The 21662-nt window shown below is 73.2% G+C and carries 20 protein-coding genes and 1 pseudogene; 6 read left to right on the forward strand and 15 right to left on the reverse strand.

Annotated features, from left to right (window positions below; all coding sequences use genetic code 11):
• Positions 1-106: 106 nt before the first annotated feature.
• A pseudogene (locus RKE38_RS19565) lies at positions 107-757 on the forward strand (MFS transporter); the annotation flags it as partial.
• Between the two features lie 534 nt (positions 758-1291).
• Here RKE38_RS19565 and RKE38_RS04530 read toward each other — a convergent pair.
• Genes RKE38_RS04530 through glmS form a run of 3 tightly spaced genes read right to left on the reverse strand, consistent with a single transcriptional unit; the run spans position 1292 to position 5020 of the window.
• On the reverse strand, positions 1292-2698 hold the full coding sequence (locus tag RKE38_RS04530) for a bifunctional ADP-dependent NAD(P)H-hydrate dehydratase/NAD(P)H-hydrate epimerase (RefSeq protein WP_316006254.1): 1407 nt from the start codon (positions 2696-2698) through the stop codon (positions 1292-1294).
• A gap of 53 nt (positions 2699-2751) precedes the next feature.
• Complete coding sequence (locus RKE38_RS04535) at positions 2752-3102, reverse strand: holo-ACP synthase (protein WP_316006255.1); 351 nt, start codon at positions 3100-3102, stop codon at positions 2752-2754.
• A 58-nt stretch (positions 3103-3160) separates the two neighbouring features.
• Positions 3161-5020 carry a glutamine--fructose-6-phosphate transaminase (isomerizing) gene (gene glmS / locus RKE38_RS04540; RefSeq protein WP_316006256.1) on the reverse strand — a complete coding sequence of 620 codons (1860 nt, stop codon included), beginning with the start codon at positions 5018-5020 and terminating at the stop codon, positions 3161-3163.
• 57 nt (positions 5021-5077) lie between these two features.
• On the opposite strand from glmS, the gene coaA reads away from it, so the two are divergent.
• Both coaA and RKE38_RS04550 read left to right on the forward strand, forming a co-directional pair.
• Complete coding sequence (coaA, locus tag RKE38_RS04545; protein ID WP_316006257.1) at positions 5078-6049, forward strand: type I pantothenate kinase; 972 nt, start codon at positions 5078-5080, stop codon at positions 6047-6049.
• Between the two features lie 61 nt (positions 6050-6110).
• Positions 6111-7550 (forward strand): class II fumarate hydratase, encoded by a 1440-nt coding sequence (locus tag RKE38_RS04550; protein ID WP_316006258.1) that lies wholly within the window; start codon positions 6111-6113, stop codon positions 7548-7550.
• Positions 7551-7629: 79 nt separating this feature from the next.
• Here the strand turns inward: RKE38_RS04550 and RKE38_RS04555 are convergent, their stop codons facing one another.
• The 3 genes from RKE38_RS04555 to RKE38_RS04565 all read right to left on the reverse strand — a co-directional run bounded on the left by RKE38_RS04555 (position 7630) and on the right by RKE38_RS04565 (position 11121).
• Positions 7630-8379, reverse strand: a complete 750-nt coding sequence (locus tag RKE38_RS04555) for a hypothetical protein (RefSeq protein WP_316006259.1) — start codon at positions 8377-8379, stop codon at positions 7630-7632.
• 273 nt (positions 8380-8652) lie between these two features.
• Positions 8653-9891, reverse strand: a complete 1239-nt coding sequence (locus tag RKE38_RS04560) for a PhoH family protein (protein ID WP_410055450.1) — start codon at positions 9889-9891, stop codon at positions 8653-8655.
• A 468-nt stretch (positions 9892-10359) separates the two neighbouring features.
• Positions 10360-11121 (reverse strand): isoprenyl transferase, encoded by a 762-nt coding sequence (locus RKE38_RS04565; protein ID WP_310150263.1) that lies wholly within the window; start codon positions 11119-11121, stop codon positions 10360-10362.
• A 247-nt stretch (positions 11122-11368) separates the two neighbouring features.
• Between RKE38_RS04565 and trhA the strand changes: the two genes are divergently transcribed.
• Entirely contained in the window at positions 11369-12073 is a 705-nt protein-coding gene (trhA, locus tag RKE38_RS04570; protein WP_316006261.1) for a PAQR family membrane homeostasis protein TrhA, read from the forward strand.
• Positions 12074-12187: 114 nt separating this feature from the next.
• On the opposite strand, the gene RKE38_RS04575 is transcribed toward trhA, so the two are convergent.
• Both RKE38_RS04575 and mca read right to left on the reverse strand, forming a co-directional pair.
• Positions 12188-12484, reverse strand: a complete 297-nt coding sequence (locus RKE38_RS04575) for a hypothetical protein (protein WP_316006262.1) — start codon at positions 12482-12484, stop codon at positions 12188-12190.
• Positions 12481-13395: a mycothiol conjugate amidase Mca gene (mca, locus tag RKE38_RS04580; protein ID WP_410055451.1), complete on the reverse strand. Its 915-nt coding sequence runs from the start codon at positions 13393-13395 to the stop codon at positions 12481-12483. The genes RKE38_RS04575 and mca overlap by 4 nt, the downstream gene beginning before the upstream one ends.
• 116 nt (positions 13396-13511) lie before the next feature.
• Here mca and RKE38_RS04585 point away from each other — a divergent pair, with 116 nt between their 5' ends.
• Positions 13512-13877, forward strand: a complete 366-nt coding sequence (locus RKE38_RS04585) for a DUF4307 domain-containing protein (protein WP_316006264.1) — start codon at positions 13512-13514, stop codon at positions 13875-13877.
• 247 nt (positions 13878-14124) lie between these two features.
• Positions 14125-14619, forward strand: coding sequence for a transcription elongation factor GreA (gene greA / locus RKE38_RS04590; RefSeq protein ID WP_316006265.1), 495 nt, complete (start codon positions 14125-14127; stop codon positions 14617-14619).
• Positions 14620-14811: 192 nt separating this feature from the next.
• Here the strand turns inward: greA and RKE38_RS04595 are convergent, their stop codons facing one another.
• From RKE38_RS04595 to RKE38_RS04625, 7 genes are all read right to left on the reverse strand, one after another.
• Positions 14812-15378 (reverse strand): GNAT family protein, encoded by a 567-nt coding sequence (locus RKE38_RS04595; protein WP_316006266.1) that lies wholly within the window; start codon positions 15376-15378, stop codon positions 14812-14814.
• On the reverse strand, positions 15378-16601 hold the full coding sequence (ilvA, locus tag RKE38_RS04600) for a threonine ammonia-lyase (RefSeq protein ID WP_316006267.1): 1224 nt from the start codon (positions 16599-16601) through the stop codon (positions 15378-15380). The genes RKE38_RS04595 and ilvA overlap by 1 nt, the downstream gene beginning before the upstream one ends.
• Positions 16602-16653: 52 nt before the next feature.
• A complete protein-coding gene (locus RKE38_RS04605) occupies positions 16654-17511 on the reverse strand; it encodes an ABC transporter permease (protein WP_316006268.1) in 858 nt (285 codons plus the stop codon).
• Complete coding sequence (locus RKE38_RS04610; RefSeq protein ID WP_316006269.1) at positions 17508-18482, reverse strand: ATP-binding cassette domain-containing protein; 975 nt, start codon at positions 18480-18482, stop codon at positions 17508-17510. Before RKE38_RS04610 ends, RKE38_RS04605 begins: the two co-directional genes overlap by 4 nt.
• Before the next feature lie 71 nt (positions 18483-18553).
• The gene (locus RKE38_RS04615) at positions 18554-18994 is read right to left on the reverse strand and encodes a VOC family protein (protein WP_316006270.1); all 441 of its coding nucleotides are present in this window, start codon (positions 18992-18994) and stop codon (positions 18554-18556) included.
• 9 nt (positions 18995-19003) lie between these two features.
• The gene (locus RKE38_RS04620) at positions 19004-20326 is read right to left on the reverse strand and encodes a glutamate mutase L (RefSeq protein ID WP_316006271.1); all 1323 of its coding nucleotides are present in this window, start codon (positions 20324-20326) and stop codon (positions 19004-19006) included.
• Between the two features lie 100 nt (positions 20327-20426).
• Entirely contained in the window at positions 20427-21614 is a 1188-nt protein-coding gene (locus tag RKE38_RS04625; protein ID WP_316006272.1) for a cystathionine gamma-synthase, read from the reverse strand.
• Between the last annotated feature and the right edge of the window lie 48 nt (positions 21615-21662).

A 21662-nucleotide genomic window follows, 5' to 3' on the forward strand; every position in this document is an offset into this window, starting at 1 on the left:
GGGCTCCCCCGGCGATCCGGACCTTTCCGGCGGCCCGGACCTGCCCGTGGAGTCGGACCTCTCGGGCGACCGGGCGGCGCGGCGGGCCCGGTGGGCCGTCTCGGCGATGTTCGCCACGAACGGGGCGCTGTTCGCCGGGGTGGTGCCCCGCTACCCGGACATCACCAGCGCCCTGCACCTGTCGAGCGCGGCGTTCGGCACGGCGGTCGCGGGGTACGGGGTGGGCGCGGTGGTGGCGGGGCCGTTCGCCGCATCGCTGGTGCGCCGGTTCGGCTCCGCCCGGTTCGCCGTCGCCACGACGATCGGGGTGGCGGCCAACCTCGTGCTCATCGGTGCGGCGCCCGTGTGGGGCCTGCTCGCGGCCGCGCTCGCGCTGGCGGGGGCGCTGGACTCGCTCACCGACATCGCCGAGAACGCCCAGGGCCTGCGGGTGGAGCGCAGCCTGCGGCGGTCGGTGCTCGGGTCGATGCACGCCATGTGGAGCGTGGGCGCCGTGGCGGGCGGGGCGCTGGGCAGCGCCGCCGCGGGGCTCGGCATACCGGTGGTCCTCCACCTGGGTGTGGTCGGCGCAGTCGCTGCGGCCGTCGCCCTCGTGGCCGGCCGCGCGATGCTCCCGGGCCACGAGGCGCTGCCCGACGACGAGCCGGCGACGACCGTGGCGCCACCGCGCGGCCACCACCTCCGGCGGGCCGGCCTGCTCCTCGCCCTGGCGGCGGTGGCGTCGATGGGCCAGCTCATGGAGGACGTCACGGCCACGTGGAGCGCCCTGTACCTGCGTGAGTCGCTGGGGGCCGCGGCCGCGGTCGGGGGCCTGGGGTTCGTGGCGCTGCAGGTCACCCAGACGGGCGGACGGCTCGTGGGCGACCGCCTGGTCACCTCCCACGGCGACCGTCTCGTCGCCCGGGTCGGGGTCGTCCTGGCCGGTACGGCGATGACCGTGGCGCTGCTCGTGCCGAGTCCCGCCTCCGTGATTGCCGCCTTCGCCGTCGTGGGGCTCGGCATCGGCACCCTCATCCCGGCCGGGCTGCGGGCGGCCGACGGGGTGCCGGGGCTGCGCCCCGGGTCCGGGCTGACGGTGGTGGGCATGGGGTTGCGAGTGACGTTGCTGCTGTCACCCCTGGGGACGGGGTTGCTGGCGCAGGCGCGGGGACTGCCTGCGGTCCTGTGGGTCCTGCCGGGTGCGGCCGTCGTCGTGCTCCTGCTCTCCCCCAGCCTCCCCGCGCGCAGGGTCCGCTGAGGCGTCGGCCCGCAGACGCGCCGACCACCGCTGGTCGGGTGGCGCTGGGTCCGCTCAGCGACGCAGGAGGGCGGCGACCGTCCCCGGGACGGCCTGGGCCACGGCGAGCGCGCGCACCGGACCACCCGGGTTGGCGCGGTCGGCGGCGACCCCGTGGACGAGGGCGGCCAGGCTGCCCGCGTCGACCGGGTCCAGCCCGGCGGCCAGCAGCGTCCCGGCGATCCCGGCCAGGACGTCCCCGGCCCCGGCCGTCGCGAGCCACGGCGGGGCGTCGCGCTGCGAGCGCACCGGCATACCGGAGTCGCTCGGCGGCACGACCAGCGTGGTGGCGCCCTTGAGCAGAACCGTCGCGCCCGTCGCGTCCGCGGTCCGGCGGGCGTGCCCGAGCGGGTCGGCACTGACCTGCTCGCGGGTCACCTCGCCGTCCTCGAGCCGGGACAGCAGGCGCGCGAGCTCCCCTGCGTGCGGGGTGAGGAGCGTGGGGGCGTCGCGGCGACCGGTCACGAGGTCGAGGCCGCCGGCGTCGACGAGGACCGGCAGGTCGGAGGCGAGCGCGGCCCGCGCCGTGTCGAGCTGGGCCTTGCTCCCCTGGGCCCGCGAGGCGGTGTCGAGGCCGGGCCCGACCACCCAGGCCTGCACCCGCCCCTCGCCGAGCACCGCCTCGGGGACAGCCGACCGGACCTGGGCCGTGGGCGTCGGCGTGCCCACGTAGCGCACCATCCCGACGCCCGCCTCGACGGCCGCGGTGCAGCACAGCACGGGGGCACCGGTGTAGTTCTCGCCACCGGCCACGACGCCGAGCACGCCGCGGGAGTACTTGTCGGCAGACGCACCCGGCACCGGCCACAGGTCCCGCACGTCGTCGAAGTCGAGCCGCTCCACGTCGGCCGCACCCTCGAGCGAGAGCCCGATGTCGACGAGGGTGAGGACGCCGACGGCCGGCTCGGTGGCGGGCAGCAGGTGCACCGGCTTGGCGACGCCGAACGTCACCGTCTCGTCCGCGAAGACCCCGGTGTCCGAGGCGGAGCGGCCGGCCGGGTCGTGCCCCGAGGGCAGGTCCACCGAGAGCACGTATGCCGTGTCCGGCACCGCCTCGACCCAGGCGCGGGCCGCCTCGGGCAGTCCGGGTCGGCCGCCGATCCCGAGCACGCCGTCGAGCACGAGGGCCGCGTCACCCAGCGCGGCCACCTGGTCCTCGCCCGGGCCGACGACGCGCACGCCGGCCTGACTCGCCGCCGTCCGGCCGGCCTCGTGCACCGGCCAGTCGCCCACGAGGGCCACGCACTCCAGGCCCTCCCCTGCGAGGTGGGCCAGGGCCCACAGCGCGTCGCCGCCGTTGTTGCCGGGGCCGACGAGGCCCACGACGCGGCTGCCGTCACGCTCGCGGACCCGCGCGAGGCAGACCTCCGCCAGGCCCAGGGCGGCCCGGCCCATGAGCTCGCCGTCCTCGAGCGTCGCCATCAGCGACTCCTCGGCACTGCGGACGCGGTCCGCGGCATACGCCCTCAACATGCTCAGCCCTCCGCGACGACGACGGCCGACGCGATCCCCGCGTCGTGGGACAACGAGACGTGCAACGCGTGCACGCCCAGCGCCTCGGCGCGGGCGGCGACGGTGCCGGAGACGACGAGGTGGGGGCGGCCGTCGTCACCGCGGCGGACGGTCGCGTCGTGCCACTCGAGCCCGACCGGCGCGCCCAGCGCCTTGGCCAGCGCCTCCTTGGCCGCGAAGCGGGCGGCCAGGGAGTTCAGCGGCAGCGAGCACTCCTCCTCGGTGAAGAGGCGGTCGCGCAGGGCAGGCGTGCGCTCGAGCGTCGCCCCGAAGCGCTCCACGTCGACGACGTCGATCCCGACCCCGACGATCACCGCGAGCGCCTCGAGGGGCTGCCCGCAGCGCCGCGGGTGGAGCGCCCCGGCATCGCGGTCACTCGACGGTGACGGACTTGGCCAGGTTGCGGGGCTGGTCGACGTCCAGGCCCTTGGCGGTCGACAGGTGCAGCGCGAAGACCTGCAGCGGCACCACGGTCAGCAGCGGGGCGAGGAGCGGCGACGTCTGCGGGACCCGGATCACCTCGTCGGCGAACGGCACGACGTCCTCGTCGCCCTCCTCGGCGATGACGAGGGTGCGGGCGCCGCGGGCGCGGATCTCCTGGATGTTGGAGACGACCTTCTTGTGCAGGTCGTGCGGCGTGCCCGGCCCCGGGACGACGATGAACACCGGCTGGCCGGCGTCGATGAGGGCGATCGGGCCGTGCTTGAGCTCGCCCGCCGCGAAGCCCTCGGCGTGGATGTACGCGAGCTCCTTGAGCTTGAGCGCGCCCTCCATCGCGACCGGGTAGCCGACGTTGCGGCCGAGGAAGAGGACCGAGCGGGTGTCGGCCATGAACCGCGCGATCTCCTTGACGCGGCCCATCCGGCCGAGGAGCTCCTCGAGCTTGGCCGGGATCTCGTGCAGCTCCTTCATCACGGCCTGCGCGTCGTCGGCGAACGTGCCGCCGCGCAGCTGGGCGAGGTAGAGGCCGAGGACGTAGCAGGCGGTGATCTGCGCGAGGAAGGCCTTGGTCGACGCGACCGCGATCTCGGGCCCGGCGTGCGTGTAGAGCACGGCGTCGGACTCTCGCGGGATGGTCGAGCCGTGCGTGTTGCAGATGCTCAGGGTCAGCGCGCCGAGCTCGCGGGCGTGCTTGACCGCCATGAGCGTGTCCATGGTCTCGCCGGACTGGCTGATCGAGACGACGAGGGTGCGCTCGCTGGCGATCGGGTCGGAGTAGCGGAACTCGTGGGCGAGGGAGACCTCGACCGGGATCCGGGTCCAGTGCTCGATGGCGTACTTGGCGACCATGCCCGCGTATGCCGCGGTGCCGCACGCCACGATGATGATGCGGTCGACCTGGCTGAGCTGCTCCTCGGTGATCGACATGTCGTCGAGGACAAGCCGGCCGTCGGAGTCGGTGCGCCCCAGCAGCGTGTCGCCGACGGCGTGCGGCTGCTCGTGGATCTCCTTCTCCATGAAGGTCGGGTAGCCGCCCTTCTCGGCGGCGGCGGCGTCCCAGGTGACCTCGTAGTGCTTGCCGTCGGCCGGCGTCCCGTCGAAGTTCGTGACCTCGTAGGAGTCGGGGGTGATCGTGACGATCTGGTCCTGGCCGAGCTCGAGGGCGTTGCGGGTGTGGCCGATGAAGGCCGCGACGTCCGAGCCGAGGAAGTTCTCGCCCTCGCCGAGGCCCACGACGAGCGGGCTGTTGCGGCGGGCGCCGACGACGACGCCGGGGCTGTCGGCGTGCACGGCGAGGAGCGTGAACGCGCCCTCGAGCCGGTTGACGACACCGCGCATCGCCTCGGTGAGGTCGCCGGTCTTCTCGTACTCACGGGCGACGAGGTGGGCCGCGACCTCGGTGTCGGTCTCGCTGTCGAAGGTGACGCCGTCGCGCTGGAGCTCGCCCTTGAGCGAGTGGAAGTTCTCGATGATGCCGTTGTGGATGAGGGCGAGCTTGCCGTCGTCGCCGCCGCGGTGCGGGTGGGCGTTCTGGTCGGTGGGGCCGCCGTGCGTGGCCCACCGGGTGTGGCCGATGCCAGTGGTTGCCCCCGGCAGCTCGTCGGCGTCGAGCGCGCCCTGGAGGTTCACGAGCTTGCCGGCGCGCTTCTCGGTGGCGACACCCTCCCCGGTCACGAGCGCCACGCCCGCCGAGTCGTAGCCGCGGTACTCGAGCCGCGCGAGGCCCTCCATGACGACGTCGAGCGCCTTGCCGTCGGCGTTCGGCCCGACGTAACCCACGATTCCGCACATGGGAAGCAGCGTAACGGCCGCCCGGCCTGCCGCACGCCACCGGCACCGTGGGCCACAATGGCGCGCGTGACCCACCCCTCAGGCGGCACCCACACCCTCCCCTCCCCCTACGTGGAGCTCGACCGGGACGCATGGGCGCGGCTGCGCGAGAATCAGCCGCTGAGCCTGACGGCGTCGGACGTCGCCCGCGTGCGCGGGCTCGGGGACCGGATCGACCTCGGCGAGGTCGAGGAGGTCTACCTGCCGCTGTCGCGCCTGCTCAACTTCTACGTCGGCGCCGTGGCCGGGCTGCACCGGATCACGTCGGACTTCCTCGGCGAGCGACCGGCCCGGACGCCCTTCATCATCGGCGTCGCCGGGTCGGTGGCCGTCGGCAAGTCCACCACGGCCCGCCTGCTCAAGGAGCTGCTGTCGCGCTGGCCCGGCACCCCGGAGGTCGAGCTCGTGACCACCGACGGGTTCCTCTACCCCAACGCCGAGCTGGAGCGTCGGAACCTGTTGCAGCGCAAGGGTTTCCCCGAGTCGTACGACCGGCGGGCGCTCCTGCGCTTCGTGGCGGAGGTCAAGGCCGGGCGCGCCGAGGTGACCGCACCCGTCTACTCCCACCTCACGTACGACATCGTCCCCGGCGAGCAGATCGTGGTGCGCCAGCCCGACGTCCTCATCGTCGAGGGCCTCAACGTGCTGCAGGCGCCGCGCATGCACGAGGACGGCCGCTCGGGCCTGGCGGTCAGCGACTTCTTCGACTTCTCGGTCTACGTCGACGCCCGGCTCGAGGACATCCGCGAGTGGTACGTCGACCGCTTCCTGCGGCTGCGCGAGACGGCCTTCGCCGACCCGGACTCCTACTTCCACCGCTATGCCGCGCTCTCCGACGAGGAGGCGCGCGCCACCGCCCTGCGGATCTGGACCGAGATCAACGAGGTCAACCTGCGCGAGAACGTCCTGCCGACCCGCAGCCGCGCCACCCTGGTGCTGGCCAAGGGCCGCGACCACGGCGTGCGCCGGGTCCGCCTGCGCAAGCTCTGACGGCGTCGTCGGTCTTCCCGGCGCCCGTGCACCGGCGTGCGGGGACGCACATGATGGGGGTATGCCGAGTGCCCACGACCGCGCCCAGACCGCACCTGACGACGCCGAGAAGCCGCGCACCCGCACCGAGCACGACTCGATGGGGGACGTGGAGGTCCCGGCCGACGCCCTGTGGGGGGCGCAGACGGCCCGGGCGGTCGAGAACTTCCCGATCTCCGGCCAGCCCGTCCCCGCCGGGGTCGTCCACGCCCTGGCCCAGCTCAAGGCGGCCGCCGCCGAGGTGAACGCGGAGCTGGGCGTGCTGGACGAGGACCGGGCGCAGGCGATCGCGGCCGCCGCTCGCCAGGTGGCGGCCGGCGAGCACGACGACCAGTTCCCCATCGACGTGTTCCAGACCGGCTCGGGCACCTCGACCAACATGAACGTCAACGAGGTCGTCGCCCGGCTCGCACACCTCGCCACGGGCCTCGAGGTCCACCCCAACGACCACGTCAACGCCGGGCAGTCGAGCAACGACACGTTCCCCAGCGCCCTGCGCATCGCCGCCACCCTGGCCGCGACGCAGGACCTCGCCCCGGCCCTGCTCCACCTGGCGACCGCCCTGCGCCGCAAGGAGTCGGAGTTCGCAGACGTCGTCAAGGCCGGGCGCACCCACCTCATGGACGCCGTGCCGGTCACCTTGGGGCAGGAGTTCGGCGGCTACGCCCGGCAGGTGGAGCTGGGCGCCGAGCGGGTGCTCGTCGCCGCTCAGGCCACGGCCGAGCTGCCCCTCGGCGGGACGGCGGCCGGCACCGGCCTGAACGCCGCGCCGGGCTTCGCGGCCGCCGTGATCGAGCGGGTCAGCGCCCAGACCGGGGTCGCGTTCCGGGAGGCGGCCGACCACTTCGAGGCGCAGTCCGCCCAGGACGCGGTCGTCGAGCTCAGCGGCGCCATGCGGGTCGTGGCCGTCAGCCTGACCAAGATCTGCAACGACCTGCGCTGGATGTCCTCGGGCCCCCGCAGCGGGCTCGGCGAGATCCACCTGCCGGACCTGCAGCCGGGGTCGAGCATCATGCCCGGCAAGGTGAACCCGGTCCTGCCCGAGGCGACCCTCATGGTCTGCGCCCAGGTCATCGGACACGACACGACGGCCACCCTCGCGGGGGCGTCCGGCGCCTTCGAGCTCAACGTGATGCTGCCCGTCCTGGCGCGGACCGTCCTCGAGTCGGCGTCACTGCTCGCCGCGGCCACCAGGGTGCTGGCCGACCGCTGCGTCGACGGCATCACGGCCGACCGGGACCGGGCGCGCGAGCTGGCCGAGGGGTCGCCGTCGATCGTGACCCCGCTCAACCGCTTCATCGGCTACGAGGCGGCCGCGGCCGTCGCCAAGCAGTCGATCGCCGAGCGGCGGCCGATCCGCGACATCGTCGTCGAGCGCGGGCACGTCGAGCGCGGTGAGCTCACCGAGGAGCAGCTCGACGAGGCCCTCGACGTCCTGCGTATGGCCCGCCCGCCGCGCTGACGCCACGGCACACCCGTGCGGGACGCGACGAGGGCCGCACCCGGTGGGTGCGGCCCTCGTCGAGGTGCGGGGTGGTGGCTCAGTACCAGTGCGGGCTGCGGCTCTGCCAGGCGCTCCACGCGCCACAGGGAGTGCCGTAGGAGGACTTGATGTACTGCAGGCCCCACTTGATCTGGGTGACCGGGTTGGTCTGCCAGTCGTCGGCGACGGTGGCCATCTTCGACCCCGGGAGCGACTGCGGGATGCCGTAGGCGCCGGAGGAGGAGTTGGTGGCGGTGTAGCGCCAGCCCGACTCGCCCATCCAGAGGTTGTCCAAGCAGCTCCACTGGCCGTCGCCGAAGCCGTAGTCGCCCATCAGGGCGCGGGCAGCGGCCCGCGGGTCCTTCTGGGCGTTGGCCAGCAGCGCCTGCTTCTTGGCCTCCAGAGCCTGGCGCGCCTTGTCACGGGCGACCTGCTCGGCGCGGTCGCGACGGGCCTTCTCGGCCGCGGCCTGCGCGGCCAGGGCGGCGACGCGGTCCTTCTCCTGCGCGGCGGCGATGCTGGTGTTGGTCTCGTTGCGGTCCGCAGCGAGGCGCGCGGTGTCCTCGATCTGGTTGTCGGACTGCTCGTTGGCCTGCTCGATCGCCTCGCTGCTCACGGTGAACGCCGCGGTGCCGGTCTGGCGACCGTCGGTCGCCTGGTAGCCGGCCGCGGTGGTCGCGACCACTGCGAGCAGCAGGCTCGAGGTCACGGCGGGGCGACGGACGGCCCGGACGAGACCGGAGGAACGGGAGGCTGACCTGCCTTGGCGCGACACGTTGCGGTGCCGCCCCTGGTAGGGCTGACTCATGTACGAATTCCTCCAAGAAGCCACGGGGGGATGGCCTCATCGATGCCGGGGGGACATGCCGCCCGACCGACGCGGGGGCCTGGCGTTATGAAACCGAGACTTTAACCGAACTTTGCCTGCGAACTCCAACTACCCCCAGGTTTCTGGGACGGATGTGACCAATGAGGCGCAGAAGTCATCCCTTTGACCGAGGCGCTCCGGAGGTGAAGGTGCTGCACGCGGCGGTGGCGCGCCGCTGGAGAGCGACGCGCCACCAAGGTCGTGCCTGCGGGCTCAGACCTCCAGGCCCTCCAGCAGGTCGGTGACCAGCGCCGCGATCGGGCTGCGCTCGCTGCGGGTCAGTGTCACGTGGGCGAACAGCGGGTGGCCCTTGAGCGCCTCGATCACGGCTGCCACGCCGTCGTGGCGTCCCACGCGCAGGTTGTCCCGCTGGGCGACGTCGTGGGTGAGCACCACCCGGGAGTTCTGGCCCACCCGGGAGAGCACGGTGAGCAGCACGTTGCGCTCGAGGCTCTGGGCCTCGTCCACGATGACGAACGCGTCGTGCAGGGAGCGACCGCGGATGTGGGTCAGGGGCAGCACCTCGAGCATGCCGCGGTCCATGACCTCCTCGACCACCTCGTGCGAGACCAGCGCGCCGAGCGTGTCGAAGACGGCCTGGGCCCAGGGCCCCATCTTCTCCTGCTCGCTGCCCGGCAGGTAGCCGAGCTCCTGGCCGCCCACGGCATACAGGGGACGGAAGACGACCACCTTGCGCTGCTGGCGACGCTCCATCACGGCCTCGAGCCCGGCGCACAGCGCCAGCGCCGACTTCCCGGTGCCGGCGCGGCCGCCGAGGCTGATGATGCCGACGTCGGGGTCGAGCAGGAGGTCGAGGGCGATGCGCTGCTCGGCGCTGCGGCCGTGCAGCCCGAACGCGTCGCGGTCACCACGGACGAGCCGCACCTGCTTGTCGGCACCCACACGCCCCAGACCGCTTCCCCGCGGCGAGAGCAGCACGAGCCCCGTGTGGCACGGCAGCTCGGCAGCCGCCTCGTTCTCGACCCGGCCGTGCTCGTAGAGCGCGTCCATCTCCTCGACGGTCACGTCGAGCTCGGCCATGCCGGTCCACCCGGAGTCGACGACGGCGAGCTCGGCGCGGTACTCCTCGGCCTGCATGCCGACGGCAGAGGCCTTGACCCGCATGGGCAGGTCCTTGCTGACGACCGTGACGTCGTGGCCCTCGAGGGAGAGGTTCTTGGCGACCGCCAGGATGCGGGTGTCGTTGTCGCCGAGGCGGAACCCGGCCGGCAGGCTCGTCGGGTCGGTGTGGTTGAGCTCGACGCGCAGGGTGCCGCCGTCCTCGCCCACCTTCACCGGCGCGTCGAGGCGGCCCTCGCGGACCCGCAGGTCGTCGAGCAGCCGCAGGGCCTGGCGGGCGAAGTAACCCAGCTCCGGGTGGTGCCGCTTGCCCTCGAGCTCGGTGACCACCACGACCGGCAGGACGACCTCGTGCTCGGCGAACCGCATCATGGCGCGCGGGTCGGAGAGCAGCACCGAGGTGTCGAGGACGAACGTGCGGTGGGCCGGTGTGCGATGGGCGACGGCACTCGTGGCGCTCGCGTCGGCCTGGGCGGGCGCCGTGCCGCGCGCGGCGGTGCGGGCGCGACGGGTGGAGTCGGGAGTCGAAGCGTTCGAGGCCAATGTCTCTCCTCGGCACAGCGCGCCGGCCGGCGCAGTGCGCCTACTCGCGAACCAGGTGCCGGGACCACGCCCACCCACGGATGGGCCGGGTCCGGCCCTCCGTCCGGAGCTGGTTTCGCCCCATGTGGTGGACCTCCCGAACGCCGGACGGGTGCCCTGCGTCAGCGCTGACGCTACGGCTCGCGCGGGCTCGCGACGCGCAGGATCGCGGCGTGTCACCCAGAGTTAACCCGTTGGCCCGAGGGCGTCCCCCGCCGTTCGTGCAGAGAGGACGCCCGCCGAGTCCTCGTCCGGGGGCTACCCGCCGAAGCGACGGTTGCGCTCGGAGTAGGCGCGCAGTGCCCGGAGGAAGTCGACGTGGCGGAAGTCCGGCCAGTACGCCTCGCAGAAGTAGAACTCCGAGTGGGCCGACTGCCACAGCAGGAACCCGGAGAGCCGCTGCTCCCCCGACGTGCGGATCACCAGGTCGGGGTCCGGCTGGCCCTTGGTGTAGAGGTGCTCGGCGATGTGCTCGACCTGCAGCGTCTCGGCGAGCTCCTCGATGGTGGTGCCGTTGGCCGCGTGCGCGGTGAGCATCGAGCGCACCGCGTCGGTGATCTCCTGCCGCCCGCCGTACCCGACGGCGACGTTGACGGTCATCCCCTGCACGGCGGCGGTCGCGTCGGCGGCCTCCTTGAGCTTGCGCGCCGTCTCGGCGGGCAGCAGGTCCAGCGACCCCACCGGGTTGATCCGCCAGCGCTGGGTGGCGGCCAGGTCGGTGACGGCGTTCTCGATGATCGACAGCAGCGGGACGACCTCGGCCTCGGGCCGGTTGAGGTTGTCGGTCGAGAGCAGCCACAGGGTGACGACCTCGACCCGCGCCTCCTCGCACCACTCGAGGAAGTTGGCGATGTTGTCCGCCCCGGCCTGGTGGCCTTCCTTGGTCCCGTGCCCCCGCGCTGCCGCCCAGCGGCGGTTGCCGTCGAGCATGACCCCCACGTGGCGGGGAAGCGTGGCCTTGTCGAGCCGGCGCCTCAGGCGGCGCTCGTATGCCGCATACAGGAGGTCGGACAGCGCCACAACGACTCCTCACGTGGTCCGGGGACGACGGATCCGCCCGACATCCCACGCTACCCCTGTCCGGCCCCGGCGGTGCGTCAGGACGACCCCCATGTCCGCGGGCCTGCGCCGAGCAGTCCCGCAGCGGGGCGGAGCAGTTCGGCAGGGGGGCGGTGTCGTGGGTCGCGGCGTCCGGGACCTGCCCGTGCGGCCGACCTCACAACTTACTGCTCAGTAACCTACGTATCCGTAGGTTATGATGGCCCGCATGACCCCGACGCCCACCCACCACAGCCCGGAGTCACCCGAGCAGGGGCCGATCGAGGCCGTCGTGGCCGCCGTCAAGCCGCGCCTGCGCGGCTGGCTGCACGCCGGCATGGTGCCCCTGGCAGTCGCCGCGGGCATCGTCCTGATCGCCTTGGCACCGAACACGCCGGCCCGCATCGCGGCTACCGTCTTCTCGGTCACCGCGTGGCTGCTGTTCGGCACGTCCGCCGTCTACCACCGCGGCAACTGGTCGCCGCGGGCGGCGGCCGTGCTCAAGCGGATGGACCACTCGAACATCTTCCTCATCATCGCCGGCACCTACACGCCGTTCGCGATGCTGCTCCCCCGCGCGCAGGCCACCCAGATGCTGCTCATCGTCTGGATCGGCGCCATCGCGGGCGTGCTGTTCCGCGTGTTCTGGGTCGGCGCCCCGCGCTGGCTGTACACGCCCATCTACGTCGCCCTCGGCTGGGTGGCCGTGTTCTACATGGGCCCGCTGCTGCACTTCGGCGGCCCGGCGATCGTCACGCTCATCGCCGTCGGCGGGGTGCTGTACACCGTGGGGGCGCTCGTCTACGGCATCAAGCGGCCGAACCCCTCACCGCGCTGGTTCGGGTTCCACGAGATCTTCCACACCCTGACCGTGGCCGCCTTCGCGGTGCACTACATCGCCGCGTCGATGTCGCTGTACCGCACCAACGCCTGAGGCGTCGCACCAACGCCTGAGGCGTCGCACCACCGCCGCGAGGCGGCCCCGCACCGCCCGACTGGGCGTCACACGCCCTGGTGACGCGGTACCACCGCACTGCCTGACGCGTCGTCAGGCGCTGCGGTGGTGCCCGTCCGGGCCCTCGCCCGGCGGGGTGTCCGTGCCGCCGGCAGCCGTGCCCTCGTCGGGCGTTGCGGCCGCCGGGCCGTCCGCCTCGGACGGGCCCTGGGCGGCCTTGCGGTCCGTCCCCGCCTCGGCCTCCTTGCGCAGCTCCTCGGCCCGGTAGGACATGCGGCGCATCCGCGCGTTCATGTTGCGCATGAGCAGGTAGAGGGCGATCGCCAGCACGAAGAAGGCGACGAAGCCCCACAGGCCCGGGGAGACCAGCGAGGACGGGGCGCCGTTCACGCCGACACCGCCACACGGCCGTCGTAGGCGACCTCGAGCCCGGACTTCGTGGCCAGGACGTCGCCGGTCGCCACGTCGTCGATCCCGGCGAACAGGTCGTCCTCCACAGGCTCCACCGGCACGTACGACACGGCGGCCTCGAAGTCCTCGGTCGGCCAGACCCGCACCTGCAGGTCCCGGGGCACCTGGAAGAAGTGGCCGTCGGGGTCGATCTGCGTGGCGTGCGCGAGCAGCGCCTGGTCGCGCTGGTCGAACCAGTCGGCGCAGTGGATGCGGGTGGTGATCGTCCGCGCGTCCTGCTCGGTCCAGCGGTCGAGCCACTCGGCATACGGGCTCTCCCGGCCCTCCGCGAGGAAGGCCTCGTGGAAGGCGACGTACTTGGCCCGGTTGTGCGCGTTGTAGTAGATCTTCAGCGGCTGCCAGGGCTCGCCCGCGTGGGGGTACGCCTCGGGGTCGCCGGCCGCGGCGAATGCCGCCATCGAGACCGTGTGGGTCATGATGTGGTCGGGGTGGGGGTAGCCGCCGTTCTCGTCGTACGTCGTCATGACGTGCGGGCGGAACCGCCGGATCTCGCGGACGAGCGCCTCGGTCGTCACCTCGAGCGGCTCGAGGGCGAAGCAGCCGTCGGGCAGCGGCGGAAGCGGGTCGCCCTCCGGCAGCCCGGAGTCCACGAAGCCCAGCCACGTGTGCTGCACACCGAGGATCTCCTGCGCCTTGCGCATCTCCACCCGCCGCACCTGCGGGAGGTCGCGCTCGATCTGCGGGTCCCCCTTCAGCTTGGGGTTGAGCACGTCGCCGCGCTCGCCACCCGTGCACGACACGACGAGCACGTCGGCGCTCGTCGCCGCGTACTTGGCCATCGTCGCCGCGCCCTTGCTCGACTCGTCGTCGGGGTGCGCGTGCACCGCCATGAGCCGCCACCGGTCAGCCACTGTCACCCTCTCCTGGGTCATCACGGACAATGGGTGTCCGCCACGAGGCGGACACCACCTGACCTCATCCTCTCACCGCTCCGGAAGGCTCCGTCATGCCACTCCCCCGCCCCGCGCCCGGCACCGGCCGCTGGTGGGTCGTCGGCATCGTCGGCATCGGCCTCGCCACGGCCCTGGCCGTCTGGCTCGGGCTGGCGAACTCGGTGGGCCGGGTGACGTGGGTCGACACCGGCTACAAGGTCGTCGACGACCGCAGCGTCCGGGTCGAGTTCGACGTGCACCGCCCGTCGGGCGAGGCGGTCACCTGCCAGGTCAACGCGCTGGACCAGTCCTTCGGCGTCGTCGGCACCCTGGAGGTCCGTGTCCCGGCGTCCAGCGAGCGGTCGGTGCACCAGGTGGTCGTCGTCCGGACCGCGACCCGTGCCGTCACGGGCACGGTCAAGAGCTGCGACCCGTCCTGACCAGCGGGTTTCCCGTCCGACCGGACGGAAATCGCGGACGCGACGCAGCCGCTCGGCATACCCTCGGGCACGGCGCCCGGGACGGCACGAAATGGACCGTTCGGACGGCGCCGCGGTAGACTTGTCCATTCACCGAGCGGTCTGGACCTCCTGTCACCTGCGTGGCGAGGGTCCGGGCCGCATTGCGTAGCACCCCGCACCCCGGCCGACACCGCGCCGGGCGGGACCCCAGCCAAGGAGTAACACCGTGAGCGAGACCGCGACCCCCACCGCGAGCTACCTGACCCAGGACGCCTTCGACCGCCTGAAGGCCGAGCTGGACCAGCTCTCCGGGGAAGGCCGCACCGAGATCGCCAAGCGCATCGAGGCGGCGCGCGAGGAGGGCGACCTCAAGGAGAACGGCGGCTACCACGCGGCCAAGGAGGAGCAGGGCAAGATGGAGGCCCGCATCCGCCAGCTGACCCAGCTGCTCGAGAACGCCGTCGTGGGCACCAAGCCCGCGGACGACGGCATCGTCGAGCCCGGCATGGTCGTGACGATCGACATGTTCGGCGACGACATGACCTTCCTGCTGGGCTCGCGCGAGATCGCGGACGGCTCCGACCTCGAGGTCTACAGCGAGAAGTCCCCGCTCGGCGCGGCGATCAACGGCAAGAAGGTCGGCGACACCGCCTCCTACGAGGCGCCCAACGGCAAGACCATCGAGGTCACCGTCACGGCCGCCAAGCCCTACGGCGCCTGACCCCGCCAGCACCTGCACCACCGAAGGGGCCGCCCGCGACCGGGGCGGCCCCTTCGTCGTGCCCGGGCCGCACCCGGCCGCAGGTCTGCGCACAGACGACCGTGACACTGCGCGCAGAGCGGATCCGCGCGCAGTGGGACGCGGGTGTGCGAGCAGACGAGCGGGTGGCCGCGCGCGGCCGCGCCCGGCGGGTCAGCGGTCGTCGACGAGCTGGAAGAGGCGGTGGTCGGCCCAGCGCCCCGCGATGTGCAGGTATGCCGGTGCGTCACCGATCACCGTGAAGCCCACCTTGAGCAGCACCCGCTGCGAGCGCACGTTGTCCAGCAGCGTCCCGGCCTGGAGCCGGTGCAGCCCCAGCTCGTCGAACGCGACCTGCACGACCTCGCGCAGCGCGGCCGTCGCTAGCCCGCGACCGCCGACGTGCTCGGAGAGCCAGTAGCCGACGTTGGCCGACTGGGACGGCCCGCGGACGATCTCGTTGAGCGTGATCTGGCCGACCACCTCGCCCCCGTCGTCGAGCACCACGAGGGGCAGCCGGGTTCCCTCCCGGTACTCGGCGAGCCGGGTCGCGACGAGGGCCCGCTGGCCCTCCACCGTGGCGTACGACGCAGGGCGGTCGGGGGCGGTCGGCGCGAGGAACTCGCGGTTGGCGACCAGCAGCTCGGCCAGGCGCTCGGCGTCGGACTCGCGGACCAGCCGGGTGACCCGACCGGCAGCAGCCCCCGGGTGGGCGCCCGGGCCGTCGACGGTGGCCACCATCAGCCGAACTTCAGCTGGTAGCCCTTGCCGCGCAGCGTGCGCAGGACCTCCTCGCAGTGCTGGCGACCCCGGGTCTCCAGCTGCAGGCCGATCTCGACCTCGTCGACGCGGATGGTGGTGCCCGTGCGGATGTGCTCGACCTCGAGGACGTTGGCGTCGACGGCGGCGCAGTCGGCCAGCAGGCGGGCCAGGTGGCCGGGGGTGTCCGACACGCGCACGCGGAACTGCAGGTACCGGCCGGCGGCGGCCATGCCGTGGCGGATGATCCGCAGCAGCAGGAGCGGGTCGATGTTCCCGCCGGACAGCACGGCGACGACGGGTCCGTCGACCGGCTGGCCGGCCCGGCCGAGCAGGTGCGCGACGGCAGCGGCCCCCGCCGGTTCGACGACGAGCTTGGCCCGCTCGAGGACGAACAGCAGCGCCCGGGACAGCTCCTCCTCGCTCACCGTCTCGATGGCGTCGACGAGGTCGCGGACGAGCTCGTAGGGGACGTCACCCGGCATGCCGACCGCGATGCCGTCGGCCATCGTCTGCATGCGCTCGTAGGGCACCGGCTTGCCTGCCGCGAGCGAGAGCGGGTAGGCCGCTGCCTGCTCGGCCTGGACGCCGATGACGCGCACGTCGGGACGGGCCGACTTCACCGCGACCGAGATGCCGGCGAGCAGGCCGCCGCCACCGGTGCTGACCACGATCGTCTTGACGTCGGGGCACTGGTCGAGGATCTCGAGCCCCGCGGTGCCCTGGCCGGCCACGATGTCGCGGTGGTCGAACGGGTGGATCAGCACCGCACCGGTCTCGGCCTCCCACTCCCTCGCCTTGACCAGGCACTCGTCGATGGTCGTGCCGACCTGCTCGATCGTCGCGCCGTAGGCCTGGGTGGCGAGCAGCTTGGGCATCGGGGCGCCGTGCGGCATGTAGACCTTGACGTCGATGCCGAGCAGCTGCCCGGCGAGGGCGACGCCTTGGGCGTGGTTGCCGGCGCTCGCCGCGACCACGCCGCGCGCCTTCTCCTCGTCGGAGAGCCGCGCCATCCGGGTGTACGCACCGCGGATCTTGAAGGACCCGGCGCGCTGGAGGTTCTCGCACTTGAGGAAGACCTCGCAGCCGACCCGATCGGTGAGGGCCCGGCTGTACTCGAGGGGCGTGGGGCGGACGACCCCGCTGAGCAGGTCCTGCGCAGCGCGGATGTCCTCCAGGGAGACGGACAGCATCGGTGGTGCCATGGCGAGCAGGCTAGTACCCGCCGGACGCCCTCCGGACCACCCGGCGGGGACGCTAGTCGCGCACCCTGCGGTTGAACGCCCGGATCGCCAGCGGCGCCATGACGAGGGTCAGTCCCACCGTCCAGATCACGGTGGTGAGGACGGGGTGGTGCAGCGGCGGCTGGGCGTCCGCGGCCGCGGGGCCGGCGTTGCCCCAGAGCTGCCGGACGGCCTGCACCAGGGCGGAGATCGGGTTCCACTCGGCGATGACCCGCAGCCAGTGCGGCATCCGCTCACTGGGGGCGAAGGTGTTGGCCAGGAAGGTGATCGGGAACATCGTCGTGAACATGAGCCCGTTCACCGACTCGACCGAGCGCATCGCGGAGCCGACGAGGATCCCGACCCAGATCATCGCGAAGCCCCACAGGAGGAGCAGCAGGTAGGCCAGGACCGCGTCGACGAAGCCGCCGCGGATGCGCCAGCCGACGCACAGGCCGGTCAGCGACATGACGAGGATGCCGATGCTCGAGTGCATGAGGCTGGAGATGCTCCGGCCCACGAGGACTGCCGAGGGGTGGATCGGCAGGGACCGCATGCGGTCGACGATGCCCTTGTCGATGTCGGCGGTGAGGCCGACCGCGACGATGAACGAGGCGAAGGCGATGGTCTGGCCCATGATCCCGGCCATGAGCCACTCGCGGTAACCCGCGGGCGACCCCTGGACGGCGATCGAACCGCCGAAGACGAAGGCGAACAGCAGCACGAATATCACCGGCTGGACGGTGACGTCCATGAGCATCTCGGGCATCCGCTTGATGTGGATGAGGTTGCGCCTGGTGATCGCGAGGGACTGGCGCAGCAGGCCGGTGCGCTGGATCTGCGGCCTCGCCAGGCCGCTGGCGGTCCGGCGGACCCCCGTGTCGGTGCTCATGCGACGACCTCCTCGTCATGGCGGGACTCGCCGTCCTCGGCCCGGTGACCGGTGAGGCTGAGGAAGACGTCGTCGAGGCTCGGCCGCTTGAGCCCGAGGTCGTCGAGCTCGATCTCGCTGCCCTCGAAGACGGCCGCGATCCGGGTCATGTCGCGCAGCCCCCCGGCGGGTGCGGTCAGCTGGCGCGCCCCGTGGTCGACGTGCACCTCGCTGACGTGGGCGCGCAGCAGCGCCTCGGCGGCAGCGAGGTCCTCGGCGCGCGACACGGTCAGCACGATCGCCGCGGCCCCGCTGCGGTCCTTGAGCTCGAGCGCCGTCCCCTCGGCGATGACGCGGCCGCGGTCGACGACGACGATCCGGTCGGCGAGCTGGTCGGCCTCCTCGAGGTACTGGGTCGTGAGCAGCAGCGTGGTCCCGTCGCGGACGAGGCCCCGCAGCACCTCCCACAGCTCGACCCGGCTGCGCGGGTCGAGGCCGGTGGTGGGCTCGTCGAGGAAGAGCACCGGCGGCGTCGCGATCAGGCTGACGGCCAGGTCGAGCCGCCGCCGCATGCCGCCCGAGTAGGTCTTGACGACGCGGTCCCCCGCGTCGGTGAGCGAGAAGCGCTCGAGCAGGTCCCGGGTCGCGCCGCGCACGTAGGAGGAGGACAGGCCGTAGAGCGACCCGATGAGGCGCAGGTTCTCGCGCCCGGTGAGCAGCTCGTCGACCGTGGCCGCCTGGCCGGTGAGACCCATGGAGCGGCGCACGGCGTCGGGGTCGGTGCGCACGTCGTGCCCGGCGACCCGGGCGGTGCCCGCCGTCGGCTCGGTGAGCGTCGTCATCATCCGGACCGTGGTGGTCTTGCCGGCGCCGTTGGGCCCGAGCAGGCCCAGCACCGTCCCCTGCGGCACGACGAAGCTGACGTCGTCGACGGCCCGGGTGTCGCCGAAGGTCTTCACGAGGTGCTCGGCCTCGATGGCGGGCGCGCTCATCGTTCGAGCGTAGGCCGGTGCAGGGCGCTCGTTCGACCCATTTTCGCCTCCCCCGGTCCCCGATCGCGGCCTCAGCCGGCCTTCGTGGCCCGGCCGATCAGGCAGAACGGGTGGCCGGCCGGGTCGGTGTAGACCCGGAAGGTGCCCGTCTCCGACGGCTGGTGGTCGTGCACCCGCGCCCCCGCCGCCAGCACCGCCGGCTCGGCCGCGTCGATGTCGCCGGCCCACAGGTCGAGGTGGAACTGCTGCGGGTGCGCACCACCGGGCCAGGTCGGGGTCTCGAAGTCGTCGATGCGCTGGAACGCCAGCGCCGGACGCCCATCGGGGTTCTCCGGCGACAGGCCCCCGCCGGGCGGCACGAGGGTCGACCAGTCGCGGTCGGAGCCGTCCTCCAGGGGCCAGCCGAGGACCTCGGAGTAGAACCTCGCAAGCTCAAGCGCGTCGGGGCAGTCGAGGATGACGAGGTCGAGCAGCGGCTTCGGCGGGATCGGGACAGCGGTGTCGTCGGCCATGGCCCGACGCTAGGCCCGACCACCGACAACGGTCGAGGCCAGCGCCCGAGCCGCTTCCGGGTGCTCCTCGCGGAGCAGCCCCACCGCCGCGAGCAGGTATGCCGTGTCGGTCACCACCCGCGCCCCGCGCGGGACCTTCCAGCCGCCGGCGTGGTCGGTCGCGACGGCAGCCAGCACGGCGTCCCGGTCCACCTCCGGGGCGTGCCGGAGCACGCCCCCGGACCCCACGACGACGGCCACGTCCGCCAGGGGACGCGGGCTGCTGCCGGGGGCCGGCGGACGCGCGTGGCGCCGCACGGCGACCACCGCGGCGGTCCGGGCCAGGGCGAGGTCGAGCCCCCGCTCGCGGTCGTCGACCGGCAGGTGGCCGGGGGCGGCCGCCAGCTGCGCGGCATACGCCTCGAGGCCCTCGGGCAGCGGCAGGTGCTCCCGGGCGGCGGCGGCGACGACGCCCTCGGCGTTCCAGCGCATGCCGAGGTCGGCCTCGACGGTGCGGGCGTGCCACAGGGGGGCGACGACGTCCTTGGCGAGGCCGGCGTCCTCGCCCTGCGGCGTGATGACGGAGTAGACGTCGGTCGTGGCCCCGCCGATGTCGACGACGAGCACGTCGCCGCCGACCGCGTCGGCCAGCACCTCGACACCGTTCAGGACGGCGTCGGGGGTGGCGGCGCGCACCAGGCGGCCGAACTCGGGCCCGCGGGACAGGCCCTTGCCGCCGATCACGTGGTGCAGGAAGGCCGCCCGGATCGCCGCCCGCGCCGCGTCGGGTGCGATGACGCCGATCCAGGGCAGGACGTTGTCGGTGACCGTGAAGGTGCGACCGGTCGAGGCCAGCACCGCGGCGACCTCGTCTGCGGCGTCCGCGTTCCCGGCCACGACGACGGGCGCCGTGACCCGGGCCCTGGCGAGGCGGGTCGCGTTGTGCAGCAGCACGTCGGCGTTGCCGCCGTCGGTGCCGCCCACGAGCAGGACGATGTCGGGCCGGCTGGCCCGCAACGCGGCGACCCCGGCGCCGTCGAGCCGCCCAGCCGCCACGTGCTCGACCCGGGCCCCCGCGCTGAGCCCGACCCGGTGGCCCGCCTCGGCCGTGACGTCGCGCTCGTACCCGACCACCGCGAGCCGCAGGCCGCCGCCGGCGCTGGAGCAGGCGACGACCTCGTCAGGGGTGCCGTGCCGGGCCAGCTCGCCGAGGACCGCCCGGTAGCCGTCGAGGACGTCGGTGCCGATGGTCGTCGGCGTCGAGGCCGTCGCCACGAGCCGGCCGTCGCCGGTGTCGACGAGGGCGGCCTTGGTGAAGGTCGACCCGAAGTCGACGGCGAGGGCGAGGGGCATGGAGGAGGGACTTTCGCCGGTCTCGGTGGCTCTGTGGTTCGGGAGTCGGTGGCTGGTGGCCGGTGGCTCGTGGCTCGACGTCGCGGGCCGGTCGCCCGGGTCAGCCGAGCCGGTCGAGGGCCTGGCCGAGGTCGGCGATGAGGTCGTCGACGTCCTCGATGCCGCAGGACAGGCGGATCAGGTCGGCCGGCACCTCGAGCTCGGTGCCCGCGACGGACGCGTGGGTCATCCTGGCCGGGTGCTCGATGAGCGACTCGACGCCGCCGAGCGACTCGCCGAGGGTCCACAGCTGGGTCTCGCCGCAGACCTTGACGGCGACGTCCTCGCCCGCCTTGACCTGGAACGAGATCATCCCGCCGAACCGGCGCATCTGCTTCTTCGCGACCTCGTGGCCGGGGTGGCTCGCCAGGCCCGGGTAGTGCACGGCCTTCACCGCCGGGTGGCCGCTCAGGAACTCCACGACCCGCTCGGCGTTGTCGCTGTGCTTCTCCATGCGGACCGCGAGCGTCTTGAGGCCGCGCAGCACGAGCCACGCGTCCATCGGTCCTGCGACCGCGCCCATCGAGTTCTGGTGGAAGGCGATCCGGTCGGCCGCGTCGGCGTACCCCGGCACCGCGATGTCATGGCCGACGACGACCGCGCCACCGACGACGTCGGAGTGGCCGCCGCAGTACTTGGTCGTCGAGTGGGTGACGATGTCGGCGCCGAGCGACAGCGGCTGCTGCAGGTACGGGCTGGCGAACGTGTTGTCGACGACGAGCAGCGCGCCGGCCTCGTGCGCCACGGCCGCGAGCGCCTCGATGTCGGCGATGCCGAGCAGCGGGTTGGTCGGCGTCTCGACCCAGACGATCTTCGTCGCCCCGGGCCGGATGGCCGCGCGGACGGCGTCGACGTCGCCCATGGGCGCGATCGAGTGCTCGACGCCCCAGGGCGTGAGGACCTTGTTGAACAGGCGGTAGGTGCCGCCGTACGCGTCGTTGGGGACGACCACGTGGTCACCGGGTGCGAGCAGGGCGCGCAGCACGGTGTCCTGGCCGGCGAGCCCGGAGGAGAACGCGAACCCGCGGACACCGCCCTCCAGGGCGGCGAAGCACTCCTCGAGCGCCGTGCGGGTGGGGTTCGCCGAGCGCGAGTACTCGTACCCGCCGCGGAAGCCGCCGATGCCGTCCTGCTTGTAGGTCGAGACCTGGAAGATCGGCGTGATGACCGCACCGGTCCCCGCATCGGGCTCCTGCCCGGCGTGGATCGCCCTGGTCGAGAACCCCTGCTGCCGCGCGTCGTCGCTCATGGCGGCAAGGCTAGCCGTCGCCCGGGAGGCGTCGCCCACCGCCGGGTG

Source organism: Phycicoccus sp. M110.8, assembly GCF_032464895.1.
Classification (GTDB): domain Bacteria; phylum Actinomycetota; class Actinomycetes; order Actinomycetales; family Dermatophilaceae; genus Pedococcus.

What these genes read in the sequence shown, in the direction of transcription:
- RKE38_RS04550 (WP_316006258.1), top strand. Translation starts at nt 6,111, where the DNA reads ATGCCGAGTGCCCACGACCGCGCCCAGACCGCACCTGACGACGCCGAG.
- RKE38_RS04625 (WP_316006272.1), bottom strand. Translation starts at nt 21,614, where the DNA reads ATGAGCGACGACGCGCGGCAGCAGGGGTTCTCGACCAGGGCGATCCAC.
- coaA (WP_316006257.1), top strand. Translation starts at nt 5,078, where the DNA reads ATGGCGCGCGTGACCCACCCCTCAGGCGGCACCCACACCCTCCCCTCC.
- RKE38_RS04620 (WP_316006271.1), bottom strand. Translation starts at nt 20,326, where the DNA reads ATGCCCCTCGCCCTCGCCGTCGACTTCGGGTCGACCTTCACCAAGGCC.
- RKE38_RS04605 (WP_316006268.1), bottom strand. Translation starts at nt 17,511, where the DNA reads ATGAGCACCGACACGGGGGTCCGCCGGACCGCCAGCGGCCTGGCGAGG.
- ilvA (WP_316006267.1), bottom strand. Translation starts at nt 16,601, where the DNA reads ATGGCACCACCGATGCTGTCCGTCTCCCTGGAGGACATCCGCGCTGCG.
- RKE38_RS04615 (WP_316006270.1), bottom strand. Translation starts at nt 18,994, where the DNA reads ATGGCCGACGACACCGCTGTCCCGATCCCGCCGAAGCCGCTGCTCGAC.
- RKE38_RS04560 (WP_410055450.1), bottom strand. Translation starts at nt 9,891, where the DNA reads ATGATGCGGTTCGCCGAGCACGAGGTCGTCCTGCCGGTCGTGGTGGTC.
- mca (WP_410055451.1), bottom strand. Translation starts at nt 13,395, where the DNA reads ATGGCGGTGCACGCGCACCCCGACGACGAGTCGAGCAAGGGCGCGGCG.
- glmS (WP_316006256.1), bottom strand. Translation starts at nt 5,020, where the DNA reads ATGTGCGGAATCGTGGGTTACGTCGGGCCGAACGCCGACGGCAAGGCG.
- RKE38_RS04585 (WP_316006264.1), top strand. Translation starts at nt 13,512, where the DNA reads ATGCCACTCCCCCGCCCCGCGCCCGGCACCGGCCGCTGGTGGGTCGTC.
- RKE38_RS04530 (WP_316006254.1), bottom strand. Translation starts at nt 2,698, where the DNA reads ATGGCGACGCTCGAGGACGGCGAGCTCATGGGCCGGGCCGCCCTGGGC.
- RKE38_RS04610 (WP_316006269.1), bottom strand. Translation starts at nt 18,482, where the DNA reads ATGAGCGCGCCCGCCATCGAGGCCGAGCACCTCGTGAAGACCTTCGGC.
- trhA (WP_316006261.1), top strand. Translation starts at nt 11,369, where the DNA reads ATGACCCCGACGCCCACCCACCACAGCCCGGAGTCACCCGAGCAGGGG.
- RKE38_RS04595 (WP_316006266.1), bottom strand. Translation starts at nt 15,378, where the DNA reads ATGGTGGCCACCGTCGACGGCCCGGGCGCCCACCCGGGGGCTGCTGCC.
- RKE38_RS04555 (WP_316006259.1), bottom strand. Translation starts at nt 8,379, where the DNA reads ATGAGTCAGCCCTACCAGGGGCGGCACCGCAACGTGTCGCGCCAAGGC.